The organism is Streptococcus infantis, assembly GCF_019929665.1.
Taxonomy (GTDB): Bacteria; Bacillota; Bacilli; order Lactobacillales; family Streptococcaceae; genus Streptococcus; species Streptococcus infantis_H.
On record NZ_JAHZPZ010000001.1, the window covers coordinates 650571 to 669746 of the forward strand.

16 protein-coding genes are annotated in these 19176 nt (G+C 40.3%); 5 read left to right on the forward strand and 11 right to left on the reverse strand.

The annotated features are described in order from the left end of the window. Positions 1-7 precede the first annotated feature (7 nt). Positions 8-1996 carry an excinuclease ABC subunit UvrB gene (gene uvrB / locus K1I61_RS03145; protein WP_223334244.1) on the reverse strand — a complete coding sequence of 663 codons (1989 nt, stop codon included), beginning with the start codon at positions 1994-1996 and terminating at the stop codon, positions 8-10. A gap of 179 nt (positions 1997-2175) precedes the next feature. Here uvrB and K1I61_RS03150 point away from each other — a divergent pair, with 179 nt between their 5' ends. The 3 genes from K1I61_RS03150 (at position 2176) to zwf (ending at position 5997) form a co-directional block, all read left to right on the forward strand. Further along, positions 2176-3621, forward strand: coding sequence for an amino acid ABC transporter substrate-binding protein/permease (locus tag K1I61_RS03150; protein ID WP_223334242.1), 1446 nt, complete (start codon positions 2176-2178; stop codon positions 3619-3621). Further along, positions 3621-4361, forward strand: a complete 741-nt coding sequence (locus tag K1I61_RS03155) for an amino acid ABC transporter ATP-binding protein (protein ID WP_223334239.1) — start codon at positions 3621-3623, stop codon at positions 4359-4361. The genes K1I61_RS03150 and K1I61_RS03155 overlap by 1 nt, the downstream gene beginning before the upstream one ends. A gap of 148 nt (positions 4362-4509) precedes the next feature. Beyond that, a complete protein-coding gene (zwf, locus tag K1I61_RS03160) occupies positions 4510-5997 on the forward strand; it encodes a glucose-6-phosphate dehydrogenase (protein WP_223334237.1) in 1488 nt (495 codons plus the stop codon). A gap of 40 nt (positions 5998-6037) precedes the next feature. Here the strand turns inward: zwf and ftsY are convergent, their stop codons facing one another. From ftsY to rnc, 6 genes are all read right to left on the reverse strand, one after another. Further along, on the reverse strand, positions 6038-7318 hold the full coding sequence (ftsY, locus tag K1I61_RS03165; protein WP_223334235.1) for a signal recognition particle-docking protein FtsY: 1281 nt from the start codon (positions 7316-7318) through the stop codon (positions 6038-6040). Positions 7319-7321: 3 nt separating this feature from the next. Further along, positions 7322-8140 carry a Cof-type HAD-IIB family hydrolase gene (locus K1I61_RS03170; RefSeq protein WP_223334233.1) on the reverse strand — a complete coding sequence of 273 codons (819 nt, stop codon included), beginning with the start codon at positions 8138-8140 and terminating at the stop codon, positions 7322-7324. Further along, positions 8140-8931, reverse strand: coding sequence for a Cof-type HAD-IIB family hydrolase (locus tag K1I61_RS03175; RefSeq protein WP_223334230.1), 792 nt, complete (start codon positions 8929-8931; stop codon positions 8140-8142). Before K1I61_RS03175 ends, K1I61_RS03170 begins: the two co-directional genes overlap by 1 nt. Before the next feature lie 150 nt (positions 8932-9081). After that, on the reverse strand, positions 9082-9741 hold the full coding sequence (locus tag K1I61_RS03180; protein WP_006148259.1) for a trimeric intracellular cation channel family protein: 660 nt from the start codon (positions 9739-9741) through the stop codon (positions 9082-9084). Between the two features lie 89 nt (positions 9742-9830). Then, the gene (gene smc, locus K1I61_RS03185; protein ID WP_223334228.1) at positions 9831-13370 is read right to left on the reverse strand and encodes a chromosome segregation protein SMC; all 3540 of its coding nucleotides are present in this window, start codon (positions 13368-13370) and stop codon (positions 9831-9833) included. Continuing rightward, the gene (rnc, locus tag K1I61_RS03190) at positions 13361-14059 is read right to left on the reverse strand and encodes a ribonuclease III (RefSeq protein ID WP_223334226.1); all 699 of its coding nucleotides are present in this window, start codon (positions 14057-14059) and stop codon (positions 13361-13363) included. Before rnc ends, smc begins: the two co-directional genes overlap by 10 nt. A 153-nt stretch (positions 14060-14212) precedes the next feature. Here rnc and K1I61_RS03195 point away from each other — a divergent pair, with 153 nt between their 5' ends. Then, positions 14213-14545: a putative DNA-binding protein gene (locus K1I61_RS03195; RefSeq protein ID WP_070678085.1), complete on the forward strand. Its 333-nt coding sequence runs from the start codon at positions 14213-14215 to the stop codon at positions 14543-14545. Positions 14546-14556: 11 nt separating this feature from the next. Beyond that, a complete protein-coding gene (gene ffh / locus K1I61_RS03200) occupies positions 14557-16122 on the forward strand; it encodes a signal recognition particle protein (RefSeq protein WP_223334223.1) in 1566 nt (521 codons plus the stop codon). A 23-nt stretch (positions 16123-16145) separates the two neighbouring features. Here the strand turns inward: ffh and K1I61_RS03205 are convergent, their stop codons facing one another. The 4 genes from K1I61_RS03205 to sodA form a co-directional block, all read right to left on the reverse strand. Continuing rightward, positions 16146-17039, reverse strand: a complete 894-nt coding sequence (locus tag K1I61_RS03205) for an RluA family pseudouridine synthase (protein WP_223334222.1) — start codon at positions 17037-17039, stop codon at positions 16146-16148. Continuing rightward, positions 17029-17490 carry a signal peptidase II gene (lspA, locus tag K1I61_RS03210; protein ID WP_006151927.1) on the reverse strand — a complete coding sequence of 154 codons (462 nt, stop codon included), beginning with the start codon at positions 17488-17490 and terminating at the stop codon, positions 17029-17031. The genes K1I61_RS03205 and lspA overlap by 11 nt, the downstream gene beginning before the upstream one ends. Next, the gene (locus tag K1I61_RS03215) at positions 17487-18395 is read right to left on the reverse strand and encodes a LysR family transcriptional regulator (RefSeq protein WP_223334220.1); all 909 of its coding nucleotides are present in this window, start codon (positions 18393-18395) and stop codon (positions 17487-17489) included. Before K1I61_RS03215 ends, lspA begins: the two co-directional genes overlap by 4 nt. A 156-nt stretch (positions 18396-18551) precedes the next feature. Further along, positions 18552-19157, reverse strand: coding sequence for a superoxide dismutase SodA (gene sodA, locus K1I61_RS03220; RefSeq protein ID WP_075230693.1), 606 nt, complete (start codon positions 19155-19157; stop codon positions 18552-18554). Between the last annotated feature and the right edge of the window lie 19 nt (positions 19158-19176).

A 19176-nucleotide genomic window follows, 5' to 3' on the forward strand; every position in this document is an offset into this window, starting at 1 on the left:
CTCCTATCTAATCCAAGGCCTTGACTTCCAGCATCATATCACGAATCTGAGCTGCTAGTTCAAAGTCAAGCACTTCGACGGCTTCTTGCATTTGTTTTTCCAGTTTCTTTACCAGTTCTTTACGTTCTTGTTTGTTAAGGCTATTGATATCGACTTCCTTGTCCTCTTCCTTAGCAACTACCTTGGTTACAGAAATCAGGTCACGGATTTCCTTCTTAATAGTTTGTGGGACAATGCCGTGCTCTTCATTATAGGCCATCTGGATTTTACGACGACGGGCCGTTTCATCAATGGCACGTTGCATAGACTGAGTCATAGTGTCAGCATACATGATAACATGCCCCTCACTATTTCGGGCAGAACGACCGATGGTCTGAATGAGTCCACGCTCATTACGAAGGAAACCTTCCTTGTCGGCATCGAGAATAGCAACTAAACTTACTTCTGGAACATCAATCCCTTCACGAAGGAGGTTAATTCCGACCAAGACATCAAAAACACCCAAACGCAGGTCACGGATAATCTCTGTTCGTTCTAAAGTTTTGATATCCGAGTGCATGTACTTGACCTTAATCCCCATTTCTTTGAAATAATCGGTCAAGTCTTCAGCCATTTTCTTGGTCAAGGTTGTAATAAAGGTCCGTTCGTTCTTTTCAACACGGGCATTGATTTCACCTAAGAGGTCATCAATTTGTCCCATAGTCGGACGTACTTCCACTTCTGGATCCAAAAGACCAGTCGGACGAATGATTTGCTCAATAACGGTGGCAGTCTGCTCGTGTTCATAATCACCAGGTGTCGCTGAAACATAGACGATCTGGTGAACATGACTTTCAAACTCTTCACGACGAAGGGGACGATTATCCAAGGCAGATGGCAAACGGAAACCGTAATTAACCAACATTTCCTTACGTGAACGGTCTCCATTATACATGCCCTTGATCTGTCCCATGGTCATGTGGCTCTCATCAATCATAATCAAAAAATCATCAGGGAAGAAATCAAGAAGGGTGTACGGTGGCTCTCCTTCGCTTCGTCCATCCATGTGGCGGGAGTAGTTTTCAACCCCGTTTGTATAGCCCATCTCACGAAGCATCTCGATATCGTATTCTGTTCGTTGTTTCAAGCGTTGCGCTTCGAGGAGTTTACCTTCCTTCTCAAAGACAGCTAACTGCTCCTCCAACTCAGCCTCGATCTTAGCAATAGCTACTTCCATATGGTCATCATTGGTCACAAAGTGAGTGGCTGGGAAAATCGCCAAATGATCCACTTCACCCAGAACTTGACCAGTTAGAGCTTCAACTTCACGGATACGGTCAATCTCATCCCCGAAAAACTCAACACGAAAGGCATGCTCATCACGAGAGGCTGGGAAAATTTCCACCACATCCCCACGTACACGAAATCTTCCCCGTTGGAAGTCAATGTCATTGCGCTCAAACTGAATGTCCACCAAATCATTGAGCAGTTTATCTCGAGAGATTTCAAGACCTGGACGCAAACTAACCACGCTATCAGCGTATTCTTTAGGAGATCCCAAACCATAGATACAAGACACAGATGCAACAATGATCACATCATTACGCTCCAAGAGTGCTGAAGTCGCAGAGTGACGAAGCTTATCAATTTCATCATTGACTGAACTGTCTTTTTCTATATAAGTATCGCTTGAAGGTACATAGGCTTCTGGCTGGTAATAATCATAGTAAGATACGAAATACTCAACAGCATTTTCAGGGAAAAATTCCTTGAACTCCCCATAGAGCTGTCCCGCTAGGGTTTTATTGTGGGCAATGACAAGAGTTGGTTTATTGACCTGGGCAATGACTTGACTCATAGTGTAGGTCTTTCCTGTACCAGTCGCCCCCATCAAGATTTGAGCCTTTTCTCCACCCTCAATATTATCCACTAACTGCTCGATGGCCTGCGGTTGATCCCCAGACGGTTGGTATTTGGATACAAGTTTAAATTTGTTGTCTGTTATTCGATTTATCATAATAGCCTCATACACATTTTCTATCCTTCTATTTTACCATAAAAAGGAAAGAGTTTCTGTTTCTCAACAGACTACCCTACCTTGTTCTATGTTATATCTTCTGCCATCAAAATATAAAATGTTTGCCGTTCTTCAACTTTTTTGATATAATTTAAAAATATCTTGAAAGGAGACATCACATGAAGAAGAAAATTCTAGCTTGTTTGCTAATTTTATTTCCTATTCTTTCACTAGGAATAGCAAAAGCTGACACAGAAAAAACGAAGTATGTTATCGCCAGTGACTCATCTTTTGCACCATTTGTTTTCCAGGACTCAAGCAATCAATACACTGGTATCGATATGGATCTAATCAAGGCAATCGCTGAAGACCAAGGTTTTGAAATCGAGATTACTAATCCAGGTTTTGATGCTGCTATTAACGCAGTCCAATCTGGACAAGCAGACGGTATCATTGCAGGTATGTCAGTTACTGATGCTCGTAAAGAAACCTTTGATTTCTCTGATTCTTACTATACAGCAAATACTATTCTTGGTGTTAAAGAATCAAGTACCATTTCTTCTTATGAAGATTTGAACGGTAAGACTGTAGGTGTGAAAAATGGTACTGCTTCACAAACCTTCCTAACAGAAAATCAAAGTAAGTACGGTTACAAGATCAAAACTTTTTCAGATGCTGCATCTATGTATGATAGCTTAAACACTGGTTCAATTGATGCCGTTATGGATGACGAACCTGTTATTAAATACTCTATTAGTCAAGGACAAAAGTTAAAAACACCAATCGCAGGTACACCAATCGGTGAAACTGCCTTTGCTGTTAAAAAAGGAAGCAATCCAGAATTGCTAGAGAAATTCAACAAAGGGCTTGCAAACCTTAAGGCAAATGGAGAATTCCAAAAAATCCTTGATAAGTATCTAGCTAGCGATTCTACTACTACAAGTTCATCAGCTGATGAAACAACTATTTGGGGATTGTTGAAAAACAACTACAAACAACTTCTCAGCGGACTTGGAATTACCCTCTCATTAGCACTTATTTCATTTGTAATTGCGATTTTCATCGGAATTATCTTCGGTATTTTTAGTGTCAGCCTTTATAAATCACTCCGTTTGATTTCAGAGATTTTCGTTGACGTTATCCGTGGTATTCCACTCATGATTCTCGCAGCATTTATTTTCTGGGGCATTCCTAACTTTATCGAATCTCTTACAGGTCAACAAAGTCCAATCAACGACTTTGTCGCTGGTACTATCGCACTTTCCCTAAACTCAGCTGCCTACATCGCTGAGATTGTTCGTGGTGGTATCAAGGCCGTGCCTGTTGGACAAATGGAAGCCAGTCGAAGCCTAGGTATTTCATATGGAAAAACCATGCGTAAGATTGTCTTGCCACAAGCAACCAAGCTCATGCTTCCAAACTTCGTCAACCAATTTGTTATCGCTCTTAAAGATACAACAATCGTATCTGCAATCGGTCTGGTAGAACTCTTCCAAACTGGTAAGATTATCATTGCTCGTAACTACCAAAGTTTCAAAATGTATGCAATTCTCGCAGTCTTTTACCTTGTGATTATCACTCTTCTAACTAGATTAGCGAAACGCTTAGAAAAGAGGATTCAATAATGGCAAAATTAAAAATTGACGTTCATAACTTACATAAACAATATGGTAAAAACAAAGTCCTTAAAGGAATTTCAGCGAAATTCTATGAAGGAGATGTTGTTTGTATCATTGGACCTTCTGGTTCAGGTAAGTCAACTTTCTTGCGTAGCTTAAATCTCCTCGAAGAAGGAACAAAAGGAAGCATCACAGTTAACGGCTATGATTTGACGGATAAAGCGACCAATGTAGACCACGTTCGTGAAAATATCGGAATGGTGTTCCAGCACTTCAATCTCTTTCCACATATGACCGTATTGGAAAATATCACTTTCGCTCCTGTAGAGCACAAGTTAATGACCAAGGCTGAAGCTGAAAAATTAGGAATGGAACTTCTTGAAAAAGTTGGGCTTGCTGACAAGGTCAATGCCAATCCTGAAAGTCTATCCGGTGGTCAAAAACAACGTGTGGCTATTGCCCGCGGTTTAGCAATGAACCCTGATATTATGCTCTTTGACGAGCCAACTTCTGCCCTTGACCCTGAGATGGTTGGTGATGTTCTAAACGTTATGAAAGAGTTGGCTGAACAAGGCATGACCATGATTATCGTAACCCACGAAATGGGATTTGCTCGTAAGGTTGCCAATCGAGTTATCTTTACAGCAGACGGTGAATTCATAGAAGATGGTACACCTGATCAAATCTTTGACAACCCACAACACCCTCGTCTAAAAGAATTTTTGGACAAGGTTCTCAATGCTTAAAAAACTGCAAGGTTTACCTTGCAGTTTTTTTCTCACTTGTATTGGAATTTTGGATTTTTTAGAAAATTATGATAAAATAAAGGGTATGAAAATGGGGATTCCTCATGCCTAGGATATCTAGGAAAGTAAATAGAAATTAGGTAGCTGGATGTCATCTAAAGTTATTGTTACAATTTTTGGTGCTAGTGGAGATTTGGCTAAACGCAAGCTCTACCCTTCACTTTTTAGACTTTACAAATCAGGTAATTTATCTGATCATTTTGCTGTTATTGGAACTGCTCGTAGACCTTGGAGTAAGGAATATTTCGAATCTGTTGTTGTCGAATCTATTTTAGACTTGGCAGATAGCGCAGAAGAGGCTCAAGCTTTTGCTAGTCATTTTTACTATCAAAGCCACGATGTTAATGATACCGAACACTATATCGAATTACGTAAGCTTCAGGCTGAGTTAAATGAAAAGTATCAAACTGAACACAACAAGCTCTTCTTCCTCTCAATGGCACCACAATTCTTCGGTACCATCGCCAAACACCTCAAGTCTGAGCAAATCGTTGACGGTAAAGGCTTTGAACGTTTGATTGTTGAGAAGCCTTTCGGTACGGATTATGAAACCGCAAGCAAACTAAACGAAGAGCTTCTAGCTACTTTTAACGAAGAGCAAATCTATCGTATCGACCATTATCTTGGTAAAGAGATGATTCAGAGTATCTTTGCCATTCGTTTTGCCAATATGATCTTTGAAAATGTTTGGAATCGAGAACATATTGATAATGTGCAAATTACCTTTGCAGAACGTCTAGGTGTTGAAGAGCGTGGTGGCTACTATGATGAGTCTGGTGCCCTTCGTGATATGGTTCAAAACCACACACTTCAGCTTCTGTCACTCCTTGCTATGGACAAGCCTGCAAGCTTTACAAAGGATGACATTCGCGCAGAGAAAATCAAGGTCTTCAAGAACCTTTACCACCCTACAGATGAGGAACTTAAAGAGCACTTCATCCGTGGTCAATATCGTTCTGGTAAAGTTGATGGCATGAAATATATTTCATACCGTAGCGAACCAAATGTCAACCCAGAATCAATGACAGAAACCTTTGCTTCAGGTGCCTTCTTTGTAGATACTGATCGCTTCCGTGACGTACCTTTCTTCTTCCGTACAGGTAAACGCCTAACTGAAAAAGGAACACACGTAAACATTGTCTTTAAGCAAATGGATTCAATTTTTGGAGAGCCTCTAGCACCAAATATTTTGACCATCTATATCCAACCAACAGAAGGTTTCTCTCTCAGCCTTAACGGTAAAGAAGTTGGAGAAGAGTTCAAACTTGCACATAACTCGCTTGACTATCGAACAGATGCGACTGCAACAGGTGCTTCACCAGATCCTTATGAAAAGCTAATCTACGATGTATTGAATAACGATTCAACTAACTTTAGCCACTGGGATGAAGTGAGTGCATCATGGAAATTGATTGACCGTATCGAGAAGCTTTGGGCTGAAAACGGTGCTCCACTTCATGACTACAAGGCTGGTAGCATGGGCCCTCAAGCTAGCTTTGATCTCCTTGAAAAATACGGTGCCAAATGGACATGGCAACCAGATATCGCCTATCGTGAGGATGGTCGTTTAGAATAATCAAAAAACAATCCTGCAAGAATTCTTGCAGGATTTTCTTTTATATCAAACCTTCTAGAAGGCCCTTCATAAAGTTTTCAGAGTTAAACTCACCGATATCATCGATTTTTTCACCAAAACCAATTAGCTTAACAGGGATATTGAGTTCCTCACGGATAGCAAGAACAACCCCACCTCGAGCAGTTCCATCAATCTTGGTTAAGACAATCCCTGTAACAGGAGTAATTTTTGAGAATTCTTTAGCTTGTACAAGAGCATTTTGCCCAGTTGAGGCATCAAGGGCTAGGAAGGTTTCATGAGGTGCTTCTGGCACAACGCGTTTGATGATACGACCAATCTTTTCCAATTCTGCCATTAAGTTTTCTTTGTTTTGCAGACGGCCAGCTGTATCAATCATGAGAATATCAATACCTTCTGCTACTGCTCGTTCCATCCCATCAAAGACAACACTAGCTGGATCTGCTTTCTCAGGACCAGTAACGACAGGAACATCCACACGACGTCCCCATTCTGCTAACTGAGCAACCGCACCCGCACGGAAGGTATCAGCAGCAACAAGCATAACCTTTTTACCAGCTTGTTTGTATCGATTAGCTAATTTACCAATTGAAGTTGTTTTCCCGACCCCATTAACTCCAACAAAAAGCATGACTGTCAAACCATCTTGGAAGTTAATGGTTTCATTATAAATGCCATCCTTCTCATACAACTCCACCAATTTTTCAATGATAACACGACGAAGGGCATCAGGTTTCTTAGCATTCTCAAGCTTGGCTTCATAACGCAATTCTTCCGTAAGATTTGAGGCCACCTGGACACCAACGTCACTCATGATGAGTAGTTCTTCAAGTTCTTCAAAAAAATCTTCATCAACTGATCGGAAGTTTGCAAAGAAAGCATTTAAACGGGCACCAAATCCAGTACGCGTTTTCTTAAGACTACGGTCATATTTTTCTTGTTCAGTCTCTTGGACTTGAGGAGTTTCTTCGATTGCTTGGTTTACTGCCTCTTCTTCAACATGAGTCGCTTCCTCTTGAGGACTATCTGCCTCTTGGACTTGATTTAACTCTTCTCGAGAAACCTCAACTTCGTCAACTGATTCGACAATAGTTTCTTCGTCATCCTCTGCTTCAAATAAGTCTTCATCATTTTCTTCCGCTACGACAGTCCCATCTTGCTCTTTGACTTCGATATTTTCAGATTCTAGCGTCTCAGTTTGCTGGCTATCATCCGATAAATCAATGTTTTCTAGAGCTTCTTTGACAACATCTTCAATTTTAGGTTCTTCTATTTTTCCAAATAAACGGTCAAATAATCCCATTCTTTAGTTCTCCTTCAGTACATATTTTTCAATTGCCCAGGCGACAGCTTCTTCGTCATTAGTCATTGGTGTTACCACATTTGCCACTGCCTTAACTGCCGGCACAGCATTTTGCATAGCGACACCGAGACCTGCCCACTCAATCATCGAAAGGTCATTAGCCTCATCTCCGCAAGCCATAACTTGACTTCGGTCAATTCCCAGGTGTTCAATCAGTTTAGATAATCCTGTCGCCTTATGAACATTCTTTGGTGACCATTCTAGCAAGAGTTCACGTGATTTAAAAATCTCATACTGGTCGTATAATTCTGGTGAAATCTTTTGAATAGCCGCATCCAAAGGTTCCTGAGGAAAGGCAGACACACATTTATTGTACGTTACCTGACTAGACAAATCTTCAAAAGCAGTTGGAACAAAAGTTAGAGCCGGGTTAAACTGAGCATATAAACTTTCTTGGTCAGACTGAATCTGGTATACTGTTCCTTCTGAAATTGCATCTAAGGGGATTCCTAATTTTTCAGTTTCTTCATAAATACGTGTCACATCATCAATTGAAAAGACTGTCTTATCAAGAATCTCACCTGTATTTTTCTGAACCAATCCACCGTTGAATGTGATAGTATATTCGTCATCATGGCCGTCTGTTCCAAGCTCTTTAAGGAAGAAATCCATAGCCTTGAGGGGACGTCCAGTTGTTAGGACTACCTTGACCCCTTGTTCACGCGCAGCCTTTAAAGTTGCCTTGGTACGATCAGTTAATTTCTTGTCTGTCGTCAGCAAGGTTCCATCCAAGTCTAGGGCAATTAATTTAATATCTGCCATTATAATCCCTCCATATAGGCGATAACTGATTGGTCCTTATGGTGACCGATAACTGTTTCGGCAAGTTCCAAAATCTCTGGGCGAGCATTTTCAGGTGCGACTGGGTGCCCTACAACTTGCATCATGTGAAGGTCATTGAGATTGTCACCGAAGGCCATCACTTGATCCATATCCAGATTTAACTTCTTAGCCAATTCGACAATCGCAACTCCCTTGTCCACATAATCAAGAACAATATCAATGGATTCAAAACCTGTCGTCATTGCCTTAACACCAGGAACATGTTCATTAACCCAAGTTTCGCCAGCTTCTACTGTCTCTTCTGTAAAGTTGGTTGTGAATTTAAAAATCTCATCGGTAATATCTTCTAGACTAGCTACTTTTTGAATATTCTCATTGTAATGATGACTAAACATGAGATAGGTTTCATCAACAGTATCTAAAACATAACAAGCTTTCTTACCTGTCAAGAGCATCTTCTTTTCATCAAAATAAGGTGAAGTCTTTAGCTTTTCAAATGTTGATAGGTAAAAATCTCTAGGCATGGTTGCTTCATAGAGGTCTTGTCCATGAAAACGAACCAGACTCCCATTTTCGGCGATAAAAATAATCTCATCTTTGACATCCGCAAAATGCTTTTCAAGCGACAAAAGACCGCGGCCAGAAGCTACAGCAAAATAGATTCCTCTCTCTTTGTAGGATGAGAGAAGAGCTTTTAACCGCTCCATATCAAATTGGCCAGCTTCATCCAAAAAAGTCCCGTCCATATCAGTTGCGACTAGTTTAATCATAAATCCTTCTATTCTCCAGTTGTAAATCTATCTTCTATTATACCATAGAAAAAGTAAATAGCGCCTAATCCATATGAGATTAGACGCCCGATTAAACTTGTAATTTATAAAATATTTATCAATCGAGAGATTGAACTCTCCTACCATCATTCAATTCCAAGTCTTTTTATCCATATTTGGCAAAGAGAGCTTAAACTTAATAATACAGAGTCGAATCACAAAACCGACAATTGAGAGAATGATAAAAGCAGTGATTCTTGGAAAGTGAAGGACAAAGGCCAACCAGTAATAAATAACGCCAATTACAAAAGATAGAAGGGCATAGATGTCCTCTTTTAGAACACTTGGAACTTCATTAATCAAGAGATCTCGGATAATACCACCACCAGCACCTGTTAAACAGGCCAAAATCCCAGCAGACATCAAGTTCAATTTACTATCAGCTAAGGCGGTAGCTCCAATCAAGGAAAAGATGATTAAGCCAATTGAATCAAAGATAAGATAAGCTTCTCTCAGCCACTTATAGAATTTTTTTTCTTGACTAGCATTGGCTTGTTTTGATGTCACAAAGGCATACATAATAACAGCTACAAGGATAGAGACATAAATCGGCCCAGGATCTGCGAGAGCGGAGGGAAAACGACTGATAATAGAATCTCTTAAAATACCTCCGCCTACTGCCGTTACAATTGCCAATAAACTAATGCCAAAAATATCTAAACGTTTACCAAATCCTTTGATGGCTCCTGACGCCGCAAAGGCTATAGTCCCAATATAATTACAAATCATTAGGAATAGGTCAAAATCCATGTAAGCTCCTCAATTTATTTTTGTAACCTTTCCGACTTCTTGAAGGTCATTCTACCTGCTCTAGCTTGAAATGTTATATTGAAAACAAACTAAGCATCCATATTTTCTAAATCTTTTAGTTTAACAGAGACAATCTTAGAAACACCAGATTCTTGCATGGTTACCCCATAAATAGAGTCTGCGGCTGCCATGGTTCCCTTACGGTGGGTAACAACGATAAACTGGCTATCCTTGTCAAATCGATTGAGATAATCCCCAAAGCGTTTAACGTTAGCTTCATCGAGTGCAGCCTCTACTTCATCCAAAATAACAAATGGAATGGTCTTGACACGAATAATTGAGAAAAGCAAAGCAAGAGCTGACAATGCCTTCTCTCCACCACTCATGAGGTTGAGAGATTGGATTTTCTTACCAGGCGGTTGAACAGAGATTTCAACACCTGCTGTCAATAAATCACCTTCTGTTAGAATTAGGTCCGCTTGACCACCACCAAACATCTGCTTGAAGGTCACTTTGAAGGATTCACGAATCGCTTCAAAGGTTGATTTGAATCGTTCCTTCACTTCATCGTTCATCTCTGTAATGGTTTCAAGAAGAAGATTTTTGGCAGAAAGAATGTCATCACGTTGACTATTCAAGAATTCCAAGCGTTCGTGAACTTCGTCAAACTGTTCAATAGCATCCAAATTGACTGGACCAAGTGAACGAATGGCTTTTTCTAGATCCTTGACCTCTTGTTCAGCGACAGCCAAATCTTCTATTGGATTGGCTTGTTCTAAAGCTTCTGTATAACTAATCTGGTATTCTTCAGTCAGTTGACCTTGAAGATAGCGAAGGCGGTCCGTAATCTTCTCTTTGGTCGCTTCTGCACGTGTTTGCTTACGAATCCATTCTTCATTTTGCTGACGAGCTTGATCCAAATGACTGGCAATATCATCCAGTTGGCCTTCAATATCATCCAGTTCAAACTGCTTACGAATGAGTCCTTGTTGAATTTCTTCCTTCTGACTCTTGGCTTCTGCTTCCTGCTTGGCCAAAAGTTCCGTATCAACCTTTTCAAGATTGTCTACCTTTTCTTGGAGAAGGCGTTCGATTTCATCTTGCTCCATATCAAGGTATTCAAGCTCTTTGTTAATCCGTTCAATATCTGCAACTTCATAACGCTTTTGCCCTAACATTTCTGTCTTGCGAAGCCGCTCTCGAGAAAGTTTTTCCTGCAAGTTTTGGTAGCGTTCCTGAATCGCATTTTTATTGGACTTAATTTCTTCAATCTCAGACTCCAGCTTTTGCTTTTCAGTTGAAATAACTGCAAGACGTTCTTGGCATTTTTCTTTTTCAGCTTGCCAATCTCCACCTCTGAGATTGTTTAATTCTTTTTCCTGAAGTTCTAAAAGTGTTTCGAGTTCTTCGACTTGTTGGCAAGTTTGTTGATAAGCCAGATATAAGCCTTGCTCCTCTATTCGAGCTTGCTCCCCTTGAGACTTAATAGTTTCCAAAGTTTGACTGAGGGCAGTCAAGGCTTCCTGAACTGACTTCAGATTATCTTCCTCTTGACGCAGAAGATTTTCTTCTTGAGCAATCTCTTTTTGCAATTGCTCCAATTCAGGCTTGATGAAAATACTGTTATTTTGACGATTGGCACCACCAGCATAAGAACCACCTGTTCGCAATTCTGTACCATCAAGAGTTACCATCCGAACTTGATAGCGCACCTTGCAAGCCGCATCACGCGCATGCTCTACCGTATCAAAGATTGCTGTTGTAGCTAGCAAGTTTTTAAATATAGCTTCATGCTTGGCATCAAAGGTAACCAGTTCATCTGCCATTCCAAGAAAACCTGGACTTGAGGCAATCACATCTTGGTTCTGACTAGAAATGCTACGAGCCTTAATCGTTGTCACAGGTAGAAAAGTCGCACGACCAGCTCGGTTTCGCTTAAGGAAATCAATAGCTTTGGTAGCTGCCTGTTCATCTTCAACGATGATATGTTGGCTACTTGCCCCGAGGGCAATTTCAAGAGCTGTTTGATAACGAACATCAAAAGTTAAATGTTCACTGACCGCTCCGACAATACCGCCCAGGCGATCTTTTTCTTGTAGAACACTCTTAACACCCGCATAGAAATTACTATGGTTTTTAAGAATGTTTTCCAGACTTTGCGCCTTGGCCTGCTTGTTTTTCAGACTATCCAAACGGTCAAAAAGTTGATTTTGCTGAATTTGATAAGCCTGCTTTTGTTCCTCTTCCTGTTTAGCATGCGTCTGATAGTCAGCAAGCAAGGTCTGTACTTTTTCTTTTGCTGATTTAAGAGCACTTTCTTGCTCACTAGCCTTAGATTTAGCAGAAGCTAATTGTTCCTTCAAGGACTCCAATTGTTCTTCTTGCTTTTGAGTCTGTTGGCGACTATTTTCAAGATCATTTTCAATTCGTGTCAAATGGTTAGAGACATCCGCTTCTTCCTGCAAGAAAGCAACAAAGCGCTCACGCAGTTGCTCAATCATCTGATCTGGATCATCAGAAAATGCTACTAAATCAGCTTCTAAACGATTGAGCTCCTTGATATTGACTGCTAGATTTGCTTTTAACTGACTGAGATTTGCTTCTTTTTCTTCCTTCTCTTGAATAAGAGCATTTCTCTTTTCATCCAAACTAGCTAAACGAGCTTGAGCCTCTTGTTGATTGAGAGCAACCTGCTCTGTCTCCAGTTTAGACAAGGCCAATTTCCGTTCTAAATCACTGATTAGAGCAGTCAAATCCATCAAACTAGTTTGATCTTTAGACATCTCTGCTTGTAAATCTTGTCTCTGCTTCTTAAGAGATTGATTTTCAAGTTCTAGTGACTCGCGTTTTTGATAATAACTAGTCAACAGTTCTTGGACTTGGTTTAATTCTTCTTCTGTTAGATCCAATTCAGTCTTATTGGCTTGAATTTGTGCAACTAAAACATCTAAGTAGATGCCTTTACGCTGACTGTCCAAATCTATAAATTTACGAGCTGTTGCTGCTTGCTTCTCTAAGGGCTTGATTTGATTGTCTAACTCATAGATGATATCTTCCAAGCGGTCTAAATTATCTTGAGTTTGTTGCAGTTTACTTTCCGTCTCTTTGCGACGAGTTTTATATTTCAAAACTCCAGCTGCTTCTTCAAAGATAGCGCGGCGTTCCTCAGGTTTGGAGTTAAAGATTTCTTCGACCTTCCCTTGGGAAATAATGGAGAAGGAATCACGTCCAAGTCCGGTATCTAAGAAAAGATCATGAATATCACGAAGACGGACTTTTTTCCCATCAATCTTGTATTCACTATCCCCAGTACGATAGATATGACGCTCCACCTTGATTTCCTGGCCTGCATCCTTGATGAAACCATCCTGGTTATCTAGAGTAACAACTACAGAAGCATAGTTTAATGGTTTTCTACTTTCTGTTCCTGCAAAGATAACATCAGGCATCTTCCCACCACGAAGACTTTTGACACTTGATTCCCCAAGAGCCCAGCGTAAACTTTCTGTGATGTTAGATTTTCCAGAACCATTAGGTCCTACAACTGCTGTAACTCCCTGGTCAAAAACAACCTTGGTCTTATCAGCAAAGGACTTAAACCCCTGAATCTCAATTTCTTTTAAATACATGAATCCAGTCCTTCCTCAACTGCATTTTTAGCGGCTTCTTGTTCGGCCAATTTTTTAGATCGTCCTTGACCCCTACCTAAACTTTGACCCTCGACAAGGACTTCAACCTCAAACATCTTATCATGGGCAGGTCCGATTTCTGAAATCACTTGATAACGAATATCAACATCACCATTGACTTGAAGTAATTCTTGGAGGTGAGTCTTGTAGTCTTTAATCATCTCAAAATCACCAGCCTCAACCTTCGGTATCATGACCTGGTAGATAAACTCTTTTACTGTAAGTAGATCCTTATCTAAAAGCAGGGCACCCAAAAAGGCTTCGAAAGCATCTCCCAAGATGGTATCTCGATTACGGCCTCCAGATTTTTCCTCTCCCTTTCCTAGCTTGATAAACTGGTCAAACTGGCAGTCACGGGCAAAACCAGCCAAACTCTCTTCACGTACAATCATTGCACGGAGTTTAGACAGGTCACCTTCTGGTTTTTTAGGATATTTTTTGTACAGATATTCTGAAATTAATAATTGCAGAACAGCGTCTCCTAAAAATTCCAAGCGTTCGTTGTGTGAAATTTTTAAGAGGCGGTGCTCATTGGCATAACTAGTGTGAGTAAAAGCTGTTTCAAGTAATTGTTTATCTGAAAAAACAAGCCCAAAACGTTGCTCTAACACTGATTCTAATTCTCTCATAAGAACCTCTTTCTAAAACATTATAATACACTCCATTATACCAAAAAAAGGTTTCTTAGTCAGAAAATAACCGTTAAAAGTCCTTTTTCTGACTTGTGTTTAAAATCAATCCATTACTAGCAGTTCAGGCTATTTTTTGGTATAATAAATCTTATGGAAATTGAAAAAACCAATCGAATGAATGCTCTGTTTGAATTTTATGCAGCCCTTTTGACTGATAAGCAGATGAACTATATCGAGCTCTACTATGCAGACGACTATAGTTTAGCTGAAATTGCAGAAGAGTTCGGCGTTAGTCGTCAGGCTGTTTATGATAATATCAAACGAACGGAAAAAATTCTGGAAGATTATGAGATGAAACTCCATATGTACTCTGATTACATTGTCCGCAGTCAGATTTTTGACCAGATCATTGAGCGCTATCCAGAGGATACTTTTCTACAAGAGCAAGTTGAGATTTTAACAAGTATTGATAATAGAGAATAAGAGGAATAAATATGGCATTTGAAAATTTAACAGAACGTTTGCAGAACGTCTTTAAAAATCTACGTAAAAAAGGAAAAATTACCGAGAGCGATATCCAAGAAGCAACCAAGGAAATTCGTCTGGCTCTTTTAGAAGCCGACGTTGCTTTGCCAGTGGTTAAGGACTTTATCAAGAAAGTTCGTGAACGTGCCATTGGGCACGAAGTCATTGATACCCTCAACCCAGCTCAACAAATCATCAAGATTGTTAATGAAGAGTTGACGGAAGTTCTTGGTTCTGATACAGCTGAGATTATCAAGTCTCCAAAAATCCCAACCATTATCATGATGGTCGGTTTGCAAGGGGCTGGTAAAACAACCTTCGCTGGAAAACTTGCTAACAAACTCAAAAAGGAAGAGGATGCTCGTCCTCTGATGATTGCGGCCGACATCTATCGTCCTGCAGCTATTGACCAGCTTAAAACACTAGGACAACAAATTGATGTTCCTGTCTTTGCTCTTGGAACTGAAGTTCCTGCAGTGGAGATTGTCCGCCAAGGTTTGGAGCAAGCTAAAGCCAACCATAATGACTATGTTTTGATTGATACTGCTGGTCGTTTACAAATTGACGAGCTTCTCATGAACGAGCTCCGTGATGTTAAAGCTCTTGCTCAACCAAATGAAATTCTTCTTGTCATCGATGCTATGATCGGTCAAGAAGCTGCTAACGTTGCGCGAGAATTTAACGATCAATTAGAAGTTACCGGTGTCATCCTTACCAAGATTGACGGGGATACTCGTGGTGGTGCGGCCCTTTCTGTTCGTCATATCACAGGAAAACCAATCAAGTTTACCGGTACTGGTGAAAAGATTACTGATATTGAAACCTTCCACCCTGACCGTATGGCCAGCCGTATTCTCGGTATGGGAGATATGCTGACTCTGATTGAGAAAGCTTCCCAAGAATACGATGAGCAAAAAGCCCTTGAAATGGCTGAAAAGATGCGAGAAAACACCTTTGATTTCAATGATTTCATCGATCAGTTGGATCAGGTGCAAAATATGGGGCCAATGGAAGATTTGCTCAAGATGATTCCTGGTATGGCTAACAATCCTGCCCTTCAAAATATGAAGGTAGATGAAAAACAAATCGCTCGCAAACGTGCCATCGTCTCATCTATGACTCCTGAAGAACGTGAAAATCCAGATTTGTTGACTCCAAGCCGTCGTCGTCGTATCGCAGCTGGTTCTGGTAATACCTTTATCGATGTCAACAAGTTCATCAAAGACTTTAACCAAGCCAAACAACTCATGCAAGGTGTCATGTCTGGTGACATGAACAAGATGATGAAGCAAATGGGCATCAACCCTAACAACCTTCCTAAAAACATGCCTGGTGGCATGGATATGTCAGCCCTTGAAGGTATGATGGGACAAGGTGGTATGCCGGATATGTCTGCTCTTGGAGGAGCCGGAATGCCTGATATGAGCCAGATGCTCGGTGGAGGTCTCAAAGGTAAAATCGGTGAATTTGCTATGAAGCAATCCATGAAACGCATGGCTAACAAAATGAAAAAAGCTAAGAAAAAACGCAAATAAAAAGGACTCAATTGTGTCCTTTTTTATTGTTCATTTCTTAGTTTCTCCAAGGTTTGCTTGAATATTTCTGGAATATCAGCAGTAAATTCCAGCGTTTCACCCGTTCTTGGATGGGTAAATCCAAGAGTCTTGGCATGGAGAAATTGTCCATGTCCCTTTAGGGTTTTACGAGGTCCATAAACCTCATCACCAGCTACAGGATGACCGATATAAGCCATGTGTACACGGATTTGATGGGTCCGTCCTGTTTCCAGTTGCAACTCTAATAAAGAATAGTCACCAAAGCGTTCTAAGACTTGGAAACGTGTCACTGCTGGTTTTCCTTTAGCAGTGACAGCTTGTTTCTTACGGTCTTTTTCACTTCGACCAATCGGTGCCTCAATAACGCCTCGGTCATTTGGAAGATTACCATGAACAATAGCCCAATATTTTCGAAGAGATTTCTTGTCTTTCAATTCTTGAGCAAGTGCTAAATGCGCTTCATCATTTTTAGCAACCATGAGAAGCCCAGATGTGTCCTTATCGATACGATGGACAATCCCTGGGCGCAGCACACCATTAATTCCTGATAAGTCCTTAATATGATACATAAGGGCATTCACCAAGGTACCACTGGTATGACCAGCACTTGGATGAACGACCATCCCTTGAGGTTTATTGACTACTGCTACATCCTCATCTTGATAAATAATTTCTAAAGGAATGTCTTCAGCTACATACTCCAAAACCTCTGGTTCGGGAACTTGATAAGTGATCATATCTCCTTCTTGGACAGTATACTTGGCTTTCTTGACCTGGCCGTTGACCAAGACTTGACCTGACTTGATTTGTTCGTTGGCAAGACTACGAGACAATTCTGTCAAATCTGACAAAGCCTTATCTAAACGTAGTCCACCTGTTTCAATTCTAATTTCCATTCATTTCCTCTTTTAGCATTGCAATCATCAGTACGATAACACCGACTGTCAGATAACTATCGGCTACGTTGAAAATAGCAAAATTGACAAAGTCCAAGTGGAACATATCCACGACAAATCCTTGACTAACGCGATCAATGAAGTTTCCCAGACCACCTGCAATAATCAGAACCAATCCAAAGACTGTCCAGATGGAATCCTCTATATGCTTGTGCAAATACCAGATAGCCCCTGCCATAACTACTAGAGTAATCACTGCAAAAAACCACTGTTGATCTTGAAGCATGGAAAAGGCAGCCCCTCTATTTTGCAGATAGGTTAAACTAACTAGATTTGGGATCCATGATTTAACTTCACCTAGAGCAATATTCTGAACGACATAAGCTTTTACCAATTGATCTAACACGATTAAGGCTGCTATGATTCCTGCTACTATTCCTCTTTTTTTCATGCCTTCCTCTTCTGATCAAAATACTCTTGCATGACATCTACAAATAAAGTTCCTGCTTGGCTCAATTCTACTTCTTCACGTTTGACATAAACCATACGATTATTGAGATTATCATTTAATGGAATAACGGTAATTCCGTTCACACTATCGCTATCTAAGAATCCAGAACCAGTCGCATAAGCATTTGTTCTTTCAAGAATTCCATTTAAAGTAGCGCGGTCTGTTACGTTAAACATTTGAGAGCTGGCACTTGTATCCACAAAGTTTTCTGAGTAATAGAGATATTCATCCTTTTCTTGTGTGAAACGAACTGTTGGCAAATCTGCCAAATCCTCCATAACCAACTCTTTTTTCTTGGCTAAAGGATGTCCTTCACGCAGATAGATATGCGTTTGGAAAGATATCAACTCAATTACTTCAAGCCCTAACTTTTCAACCCGTTGCATGATACCCTTTTGGTTTTGATTGTTGAGGTAAATAATCCCAATCTCACTATGACCTTGGGCTACTTCATCCAAAATCTGAACAGTTGTAGATTCAAAAATACGGAAATTTTTATAGTCTGGATACCTTTGAGAAAAAGTTGTGATAGTTGGTGGCAAGAAATCATAGTGCTGGCTGGCTATTGAAAACTCATCCTTTTCCTCTTCAGGATTGGCATACTGGTTCTGGAAAATATCAAATCCTTTAACCAACTCTTGGGCTTTTTCATAAAATTCCATTCCACGACGAGTAAGAAAGGTACCCGAACTAGTTCTGCGGAAAATCTTGAATCCTAGCTCTTTCTCCAGATCTCTTACAGAAATAGATAGACTGGGTTGGCTAACGTACATTTTCTCAGCCGCTTCACGAAAAGTACCACTATTTGCAATAGCAACAACGTAGCGTAATTGTTGAATATTCATGATTTCTCCTTCGTTTTCTATCTTATCATTATACCATAAATAAAGCCAATCCAACAAAGGAAAATCATGAGACAGTTACTTCTAAAAAAGGAAACAAAAAAACACCTTTAAAGCTAGACCCAAAATCCAACTAAAAAGGGGTGTTATCAAATGCGATTATTTAGCTGCTGCGTAAAGCTCGTCTACTTTGTTCCAGTTGATCACTGAGAAGAAAGCTTTGATGTAGTCAGGACGAACGTTGCGGTATTTCACGTAGTAGGCATGTTCCCAAACGTCCAAGCCCAAGATTGGTTTTTTACCTTCTGAGATTGGTGTATCTTGGTTTGCTGTTGAAGTCACTTCAAGTTTACCTTCTTTGTTAACAACCAACCATGCCCATCCAGAACCGAAACGAGTAGTTGCTGCTACAGTAAATGCTGCTTGGAATTCTTCGAATGAACCAAATGTTGCATCAATTGCTGCTGCAAGTTCTGCTGAAGGAGCTGTCTTTTCAGGAGTCATCAATTCCCAGAAAAGAGCATGGTTCAAGTGGCCACCACCATTATTGATAAGAGCTTGACGAATATCTGCAGGGATAGATTCAACATCTGCAAGCAAAGCTTCAAGATCTTCACCGATTTCAGGGTGTTTTTCAAGAGCTGCATTTGCGTTATTTACATATGCTTGGTGATGTTTGTCATGGTGTAAATGCATTGTTTCAGCATCAATATATGGTTCCAAGGCGTCGTAAGCGTATGGAAGATCTGGTAAGATAATAGCCATCTGTAATACCTCTTTTTCT

Coding starts and splice junctions, on each gene's coding strand:
- K1I61_RS03155 (WP_223334239.1), top strand. CDS start 3,621: ATGGCAAAATTAAAAATTGACGTTCATAACTTACATAAACAATATGGT.
- uvrB (WP_223334244.1), bottom strand. CDS start 1,996: ATGATAAATCGAATAACAGACAACAAATTTAAACTTGTATCCAAATAC.
- K1I61_RS03175 (WP_223334230.1), bottom strand. CDS start 8,931: ATGATTAAACTAGTCGCAACTGATATGGACGGGACTTTTTTGGATGAA.
- K1I61_RS03205 (WP_223334222.1), bottom strand. CDS start 17,039: ATGGAAATTAGAATTGAAACAGGTGGACTACGTTTAGATAAGGCTTTG.
- ftsY (WP_223334235.1), bottom strand. CDS start 7,318: ATGGGATTATTTGACCGTTTATTTGGAAAAATAGAAGAACCTAAAATT.
- ffh (WP_223334223.1), top strand. CDS start 14,557: ATGGCATTTGAAAATTTAACAGAACGTTTGCAGAACGTCTTTAAAAAT.
- K1I61_RS03195 (WP_070678085.1), top strand. CDS start 14,213: ATGGAAATTGAAAAAACCAATCGAATGAATGCTCTGTTTGAATTTTAT.
- K1I61_RS03180 (WP_006148259.1), bottom strand. CDS start 9,741: ATGGATTTTGACCTATTCCTAATGATTTGTAATTATATTGGGACTATA.
- lspA (WP_006151927.1), bottom strand. CDS start 17,490: ATGAAAAAAAGAGGAATAGTAGCAGGAATCATAGCAGCCTTAATCGTG.
- rnc (WP_223334226.1), bottom strand. CDS start 14,059: ATGAGAGAATTAGAATCAGTGTTAGAGCAACGTTTTGGGCTTGTTTTT.
- K1I61_RS03150 (WP_223334242.1), top strand. CDS start 2,176: ATGAAGAAGAAAATTCTAGCTTGTTTGCTAATTTTATTTCCTATTCTT.
- K1I61_RS03170 (WP_223334233.1), bottom strand. CDS start 8,140: ATGGCAGATATTAAATTAATTGCCCTAGACTTGGATGGAACCTTGCTG.
- sodA (WP_075230693.1), bottom strand. CDS start 19,157: ATGGCTATTATCTTACCAGATCTTCCATACGCTTACGACGCCTTGGAA.
- smc (WP_223334228.1), bottom strand. CDS start 13,370: ATGTATTTAAAAGAAATTGAGATTCAGGGGTTTAAGTCCTTTGCTGAT.
- K1I61_RS03215 (WP_223334220.1), bottom strand. CDS start 18,395: ATGAATATTCAACAATTACGCTACGTTGTTGCTATTGCAAATAGTGGT.
- zwf (WP_223334237.1), top strand. CDS start 4,510: ATGTCATCTAAAGTTATTGTTACAATTTTTGGTGCTAGTGGAGATTTG.